We start from the raw sequence: 7,902 nt of genomic DNA on the forward strand, positions 1-7,902 counted from the left end.
TTTACGGATAAATTAAGTGGGGCTAACACTAATCGGCCAGAACTGCAAAAAATGCTCGCCTATGTTCGCGAGGGTGATATTGTCCTGGTCACTGAATTAGATCGCTTAGGCCGAAACAACCAGGACTTAACTAAGATCATGAACACCATTCAAAATAAGGGGACCACCCTAGATGTGTTAAACTTGCCGTCCATGACAGGGATTGCGGATCCTAATTTACGCCAGCTCATGACGAATCTCATTATTGAACTGTATAAATATCAAGCTGAAAGCGAACGTAAGCGGATCATTGAACGGCAGCAACAGGGGATTTTCCTGGCCAAACAGCAGGGGAAATATCATGGGCGCAAACCCCAATATACCGAAGATGATCCCCGCTTACTACATGCTTTTAAGCTTTATCAGACGGGCATGAGTGATGTAGATGTTGCCCGTAATACCGGGATTAAACGGACAACCTTTATCAGATACCGAAAGAAATTCGATGTGCATTGAACCGGTTTACATGAGATAATCAGAATAGATTAGAAGCCCTGAAACAGGCGTAAAATAACAAATGCTTAAAAATGATGCTACTGGAAGTTGGTCGCATCTTTAATTAGTATTTAAATTAAAAATTAGAATCTAAAGGAGAACTTATATAATGACAATACACAAGAATCCTTTAGTTAAGCCCTTTGTCAAATGGGCTGGGGGAAAGCGACAATTATTACCAGAGATAAAACGTTATTTGCCGTCAAAAATTAAAAATTATTACGAACCATTCGTGGGAGGGGGCGCTGTTTTTTTAGATGGCGAATTTACAATTGAAATGCAACACAAAGTAAAAAAATAAACCCATACCGGGTAGAATATGTTTAACGACCAAATCAAACAATTCGAGGTATCCGGTATGAGCTATAAACATCTTACTATAAAAGAACGTGAAATACTTATGTTTTTACGAGCTAAGGGGTTATCTATCCGGGCTGTTGCGTTACGGCTGGGGCGAAATCCAAGCACTATTTCACGGGAGTTAAAACGTTGTGCAGGTAATTATTCCCCAAGCAAAGCAGATAATGACTATCATCAAAAGCGGCAGAATTGTCACAAGAAGCGGCTATTAGACAGCCATCCACAATTACGCCGTCAAATTGTTCATTACATCTTAGATCTGCACTGGTCACCAGAGCAGATTACCGCTCGCTTTAATAAGGAACATCAATGGTGTGTTAGCTACAACACAATTTACCGTCATATCTATCAACACAATTTAGGTGAGAAGTACTCCTCACGTGGTGATACCGGTATTCAGCGCCATCTCAGACATAAACATCGGACTCGGCATTCAAAGAATACTAGACGACATCGAGAAGTACAGACCGACTATATCTCGATCCATGAGCGCCCTGGTTTTATCAACCAGCGTCAACGTATAGGTGACTGGGAAATTGATACTGTGATTGGTCGAACGGGTCACTCCATCCTTTTAACGATTGTCGATCGGCTTAGTCGGCTTACGCTTATCAAAAAGGTTGTGCAAAAGGACTCGCAGGAGATAAATAAAGGCTTAGTTGAACTGTTAGGGGCCATTCCTAAAGAATTTGTTCATTCTATTACACCAGATCATGGGACCGAATTTCTTCATCTTGATGAAATCAGCGAAAGGTTAGGTGTTACTGTCTATTGGCCCGATCCATATTCGCCTGAACAGCGTGGAACAAATGAGAATACAAATGGATTAATCCGGGAATATTTTCCCAAGCGAACAGATATTGATAATTATACAGAATAGGACGTTGAACACTGCCAAAAGCAGTTAAATCAACGTCCTCGCAAAGTGTTAAACTATGAAACCCCATATGAAGTATTTTTTGACAAACCGTTGCACTTAGTTTGACAATTCGCCGTTGCCATTTCTCTGGAAATATGACACACTTTGATTGATGAGACACGAATTGGGGGATGAATGCGGTTTGGATATTTTATACTGTGGAGATGACCACATGTTTTCGGGGTTGATTATTTCAATCCTCTCACTGACAAAACACGCGCAAGAACCACTCAACATCTACATTTTAACTGGACAATTGTATAATCGTCATCAGCAATTTCAAGCGCTGACTGACGATCACGCAGCCTTTTTGAATCAACTGGTCAAGCGGGAAAATGTCGATAGTGGCGTTACCAAAATTGACATTACCACTCAGTTTGAGGCGGATTTGCCCAAGGCGAACATCAACACGTTATTCACGCCCTATAGTATGTTGCGGCTGTATAGTGATTTGGTGCCGCAATTTTCCGATCGGATTCTGTATTTGGACGCTGACGTTGTGTGTCGCCGGCCGTTTGAAGATTTTTATCATCAATCACTGGCAGGAACTGATTTTGTTGGCGTATTGGATCATTACGGTCGTTGGTTCTTCCATCATCAACAGAGAGCATTTGATTACATTAACTCGGGGATGCTCCTGATGAACCTGGATATGATCCGACAAGACAAATTACTGGCCCGCTGCCGGGAATGCTGCCGAAAATGGCCGATGATTATGCCGGACCAGTCCGCGATGAATAAGCTGGCCAAGCACAAGGCTTTTGCCCCTGAAAAATACAATGAGCAGCAGGATGTTCAATCTGACACCGTTTTTCAGCATTTCTCCACCCGCTGGAAATTATGGCCGATCGTCCACACGGTTTCGGTCAAGCCTTGGGAAGTTGATAAAGTTCACCAGCAACTTCATTTGCATGAATATGATGATATTTTAGCCGAGTATCAGGAGATTATGGCTGAATTGGATGCTGAAGGGGAATTGAAAACTGAGTGAGGGTGCGATGCGAGATGTGTTGCTCTTAGAATCTTAATGAACGAGCTGATTATTCCTGTTTTTGGAATGATTGGCTCTTTTTATATTTTGTCTTGATTGGATTGGTGTGCAGGAAGTGGAAGAATTATCGATTGGTTGGTGGGGTTAGGGGATTTTGAGATCCCTCCGGCCTTTAAAATACGCTCCGACGCAACTGAGGCTAACTTCTAAGTGCACTTTAATTAAAGTCCCAAACCCAGGGACTTCAATCAAAGTACCCTTAGAAACCGCCTCACCCGTTGCTCGTCGCGCTCTGATTTTTCACATACTCCCTATACAAAGGAGTCGTTTTCACTAACTGTTGGTGGGTTCCCTGGCCCGTTACCCTGCCGTTTTCTATGAAATAAATTTCGTCGGCGTTGGTAATTGTGCTTAGCCTGTGGGCGATCACCAATGTTGTTCGATTGGCCATCAACTGGTCCAGCGCTTTTTGGACCATCATTTCGGACTCGGAATCCAGGCTCGCCGTTGCTTCATCCAACATTAAGATTTTTGGATTACGCAGGAAGGCCCGGGCAATCGCCAATCGTTGGCGTTGGCCCCCCGATACCTTGACTCCACGCTCACCGACTTCCGTGTCCAAGCCCCGAGGCATCTTCTGGACAAATTGCGTTGCGTAAGCCATTTCCAAGACATGCCAAAGCTGTTCATCGGAAAAATGCCCCGGCAAACCATAGGTTAAATTGTAACGAATCGTTCCAGACATGATTGCAGCGTCTTGGCCGACCAGGCCGATTTGCTGGCGCCAATCGGCAAGTTGAATATCAGTAATATTGGTATTGCCAATCGTGATGCTGCCCTCGTTAGGTTCATAAAAACGTTCAATTAAGCTGAAAATGGTTGATTTGCCACCGCCGGATGGTCCGGCAAAGGCAATGACCGAATTGGGTTCTGCCGTAAACGACACGTCGGATAAAATGGGGTGATGCTGATCATAAGAAAAACTGACGTGGTTCATCTGAAGTGTTTGATCGCCAATATCCAAATCCGTTCCAGTCAGACGATCTTCTTCATGAGTTTGCAATAATGCCTGGATTCGAGTGGTTGAGCCACTTGCCTTGGCAACATCAGACATGAATTGGCCGAGAACCGCAAATGGACTAATCATTTGAACCAGGTACATCAGAAATGAAAATAAGGTCCCAATATCAATGGCACCTTCCCGAACCCGGATCGCACCATAGCCCAGAATTCCCAGGACCATGGCCATCATGACCATGCCCATTACAGGTCCGGCAATTGAATCATAGATCGCTTCTTTTAACCCGATGCGATAAAGGCGATACATCCGTTTATCGCCGGCTGTTCGTTCTAAGTTTTCTGCGGTAGACGATTTGACTAGACGGACTTCGCCCAGCATTTCACCGGCTTTACCATTGAGATCTGCCAGTGCGTCCTGTCTCGCTCTGGCAACTTTGTGGGATTGGCGGACAATTGGCAGCAGGCAGATCAAGACGAGCGGAACGGCGATAAACATAATGATAGTCATCCGCCAGTCCGTGATGAGCATTAAGACCAATGCGCCAACCAGTTGCAGAATCGAAGTTGCGGTTTTGGGAACCGAATTGGCCAACAGTTCCTTGACCTGTGTGGAATCATTGACCAACCTGGACGTTATTTCGCCAGATTTGGTTTGGTCAAAATAACCCACCGGCAGGGTTAAGATTTTATCCCAAAGTGTTGTTCGCAGCTTATAGACGACGTCTTCACCGAAGAAGCCTAAAATACTGCCGGAAAAGGCTCCAATAATGGTACTGAAAACGAATAGTAAAATGACGGCAACGATTAGGCCGACATCCATTGAATGACCGATTGAGTTGATGATCCCCTTGGCGATGCCGGGAACCATCAATTGCATCGCCGTTGCGACAACTCCTAGAAAAAAGCCAAGCAGCAGTTGCCAGTAACGGGGGTGAATTCGGTTGATTAGGCCCATAAATGTTTTAAAGTTAAACTTGGTATTGTTCTTGGACTGAGCTTGCATCAAAATTATCCCCTAAATCCTTCTAATGATGTGTATACATCCATTGTTATCCCAAATATCCTAGCATAGCAAGCCTTAATTTTACACCAATTTCATCATTTAAAGGGCGATTTTTAGTGAATTGCCATTTTTAAACGTCCCGTATGATGAAATAATGTCATATTTGGGGTAGAATGGTTCTGTTCATGATTTTAACTTCTCGGAAGAAAGGATGACATTGGTAATGACTAAACGGACATCAAAAGTGTTTACGTATCATGATTTTGATGATGACGTGGTCTTTACCAAAAATCAAAATGCCACCATTCCTGAGGGCTACATTTGGCTGCATCAAAATTGGTTTTACCGCGTAACGGCGACGGTCGTCTACTGGGTGGCGGTTGTTGTCAGCTTCGTTTATTGTCGGCTGTATTTGCGGACGTCTTTTCGAAACAAACGGTGTCTGCGCACCCAAGGCAAACGGGGCGCCTTCATTTATGCCAACCATACCCAGCCGCTGGGGGATGCACTTTTACCGATGCTGGTCGCAATACCCCGGCGGGCGTATCCGATTGCGGAACCTGCCAACCTTGGTATTCCAATCGTCGGTCGTCTCTTGGCGATGGGTGGTGCGTTGATCCTACCCGCGAAATTATCACAAATGATCCAATTCCAGCGGGCGATGAATGCTCGATTGGACCAGCATCAACGAGTGTTTATCTATCCCGAAGCCCATGTTTGGCCGTATTACACCAAGATTCGTCCGTTTCCAGTTGGCGCATTCCATTATCCAGTCGCTGCCGACCTGCCCAGCTACAGCATGACGATTACATATCAAAAAGGCCGACTGTTGAGCCGACCCAAGCAGGTGGTATACTTCGACGGTCCGTTTATGCCGGACAAGTCACTTCCGCGTAAACAACGCCAACAAAAACTCCACGATCAGATTCATGCCCAAATGGTGACCCGCAGTCACCAAAGCAACGTGTCATTTATGACCTACCAGCATCAATCACATTGATTTAAGGGGGATTCATTATGGAAAATCAAACCGTGCCAATTTTTTACGCTGTCGATGACAATTATGCACCTTATCTGGCAGTTTCACTGGCTTCACTGGTCGCGCATACATCACCGGACAGGCATTACCAGGTGATTGTGTTGTGTGATGATCTCAATACCGACAATCAAGGGCGGCTTAAAGCCTTTGAAACGGACAACCTCAAAATTCAGTTTGTTTCAATTAATGACCGCTTGAAGCAAGAAATTACTGATAAGAATAACAAACTACGCAGTGACTACTTTACCTTTACAATTTATTTCCGGCTGTTTATTGCTGAATTGTTCCCCAAATTGGATAAGGCGCTCTACCTGGATGCGGACACGGTGGTTTTAAAGGACGTGGGTGAATTATTTGATACCCAGCTGGGGGATAACCTGGTTGGCGCAGTGCCGGATCACTTCATCGGCCACACTCCGGAAACGATTGACTATGCTGAACAAGCCGTTGGGATTGATTCACAGAAATACGTTAATTCCGGCGTGTTGTTGATGAACCTGGCTGAAATGCGCCGTTCAAAATTCGCTGAACACTTTTTGCAGCTCTTGAACAAGTACCATTTCAAGAGTTTGGCCCCGGATCAGGACTACATGAATGCCATCGCGAGAAATCGAATTTATTATTTGAACCCGTCATGGAACATCCAAATCACCACGCCACAGGATGTTGACCCCTGGCTGATTCACTATAACTTATTTGCCAAGCCGTGGCGCTATGATGATGCCCCTCGACAAAGCTATTTTTGGACCTATGCCAAACAAACCGATTACGAGACCATGTTAAAACAGCAGCTCGCAGATATGAATCCTAAAGAAGTTGCCCGTGATCAGAAGAATCAGTCCGATTTGATTCAATTAGCCGTTGATATTATTAAGACCCCAACGACATTTTACGCAAGGGCCAAGCAAGGAGTAAAAATTGCCCTATGACTTTTACACCGGTAAAGCTTGGCGAGCGTGACAAAGTGATTCAAAACATTGCTGAAAACGTCCGTCAGGGAAAATTTAATCAAAAAGTCGAACTACATGATCCAGTACTGACACTTACCGAGCAGCATGAGGTGTTGGACCACTTCTTGAAGCTTCACCAAACTAAACGTTATCATTGGCGGGCAGCCGAAGCCCGGTCGGTCATGAATATGGCTGCGAGGATGATGAATCCCAATTTAAAAGTTGAGGGGACTGACAATTTAAAGGCATTGGAATGGCCGGCAATCATTACCTGTAACCACTTTAGCCCGATTGACAGCCTGCTGGTTCGATCAGCCCTGAATCAACCTGATTTGTCGATTGTCGTTGAGCTCACCAACCTTAAAATGCCCGGGATGCTGGGATTTTTGATGACATACGCTGATACGATACCTGTCAGCGACAGCGTCAATTACATGGGCAAGGGGTTTATTGCCCTTTTGCAAAGTAGCTTGGCACGCAAACAGTCAATTCTAATTTATCCGGAACGGGAAATGTGGTTCAACTATCGCAAACCGCGGCCGCTTGAACGGGGAGCGTACTACTACGCCGTTAGATTGAATGTGCCAATCGTGTCCTGCTTTGTTTCGATGGTTGACGCCCCGACCAAATCGGATCCGCATGGCATCAATTATACGGTCCATGTGTTACCGCCAATTTATCCGGATGCGGTCGAAAAGTCGGCCACATCACAGCGGGAAGCTGCCGAAAAGATGCGCCAAATTGATTACCAACAAAAAGTTGCTGCCTATGAAAAGGCCTATGATCGTCAATTCACTAAGGATTTTAGTCCAGACGACATTGCTGGTCATTATCAATAACTAAATGGACAACAAAAAGGCATGACCGTGAACAAAATGATCTTTCATTCACAGTCATACCTTTTTTAGGATCGAATAACGAATTAGTTAGGTAGATTGCAAATTTAATCCGAATTTTTGGACAAATTTGTCAGCATAACCTGATACGGTGTTTGCCAGTCGAGTATTTTAAGCGGTCGCTGGTTAATTTGGAGTAACGTCGTCGTTAAATCTTGAGCACTAATGTGCTCAAAACGAGTCCCTTTAG

Annotated in this window: 6 protein-coding genes and 3 pseudogenes; 7 read left to right on the forward strand and 2 right to left on the reverse strand. The window is 44.7% G+C overall.

Annotated features, from left to right (window positions below):
• From IV54_RS07620 to IV54_RS07635, 4 genes and pseudogenes are all read left to right on the forward strand, one after another.
• Positions 1 to 495, forward strand: a 495-nt coding sequence (locus tag IV54_RS07620) for a recombinase family protein (RefSeq protein WP_057878784.1), incomplete at its 5' end; no start/stop codon positions are given.
• 148 nt (positions 496 to 643) lie between these two features.
• Positions 644 to 793, forward strand: a pseudogene (locus IV54_RS07625) (DNA adenine methylase); the annotation flags it as partial.
• A 99-nt stretch (positions 794 to 892) separates the two neighbouring features.
• Positions 893 to 1,879 (forward strand): annotated as a pseudogene (locus tag IV54_RS07630) (IS30 family transposase).
• Positions 1,880 to 1,925: 46 nt separating this feature from the next.
• Positions 1,926 to 2,804 carry a glycosyltransferase gene (locus tag IV54_RS07635; RefSeq protein WP_075168805.1) on the forward strand — a complete coding sequence of 293 codons (879 nt, stop codon included), beginning with the start codon at positions 1,926 to 1,928 and terminating at the stop codon, positions 2,802 to 2,804.
• 271 nt (positions 2,805 to 3,075) lie between these two features.
• On the opposite strand, the gene IV54_RS07640 is transcribed toward IV54_RS07635, so the two are convergent.
• Positions 3,076 to 4,827, reverse strand: a complete 1,752-nt coding sequence (locus tag IV54_RS07640) for an ABC transporter ATP-binding protein (protein WP_057878785.1) — start codon at positions 4,825 to 4,827, stop codon at positions 3,076 to 3,078.
• Between the two features lie 223 nt (positions 4,828 to 5,050).
• On the opposite strand from IV54_RS07640, the gene IV54_RS07645 reads away from it, so the two are divergent.
• Genes IV54_RS07645 through IV54_RS07655 form a run of 3 tightly spaced genes read left to right on the forward strand, consistent with a single transcriptional unit; the run spans position 5,051 to position 7,655 of the window.
• Complete coding sequence (locus IV54_RS07645; RefSeq protein ID WP_056986357.1) at positions 5,051 to 5,827, forward strand: lysophospholipid acyltransferase family protein; 777 nt, start codon at positions 5,051 to 5,053, stop codon at positions 5,825 to 5,827.
• 17 nt (positions 5,828 to 5,844) lie between these two features.
• Complete coding sequence (locus IV54_RS07650; protein WP_014386901.1) at positions 5,845 to 6,795, forward strand: glycosyltransferase family 8 protein; 951 nt, start codon at positions 5,845 to 5,847, stop codon at positions 6,793 to 6,795.
• On the forward strand, positions 6,792 to 7,655 hold the full coding sequence (locus IV54_RS07655) for a lysophospholipid acyltransferase family protein (protein ID WP_014386900.1): 864 nt from the start codon (positions 6,792 to 6,794) through the stop codon (positions 7,653 to 7,655). The genes IV54_RS07650 and IV54_RS07655 overlap by 4 nt, the downstream gene beginning before the upstream one ends.
• A gap of 104 nt (positions 7,656 to 7,759) precedes the next feature.
• On the opposite strand, the pseudogene IV54_RS11755 reads toward IV54_RS07655, so the two are convergent.
• Positions 7,760 to 7,902: pseudogene (locus tag IV54_RS11755) on the reverse strand (IS30 family transposase); the annotation flags it as partial.

The sequence above is a fragment of the Levilactobacillus paucivorans genome (genome assembly GCF_001437125.1).
In the GTDB taxonomy this organism is placed as follows: domain Bacteria; phylum Bacillota; class Bacilli; order Lactobacillales; family Lactobacillaceae; genus Levilactobacillus; species Levilactobacillus paucivorans.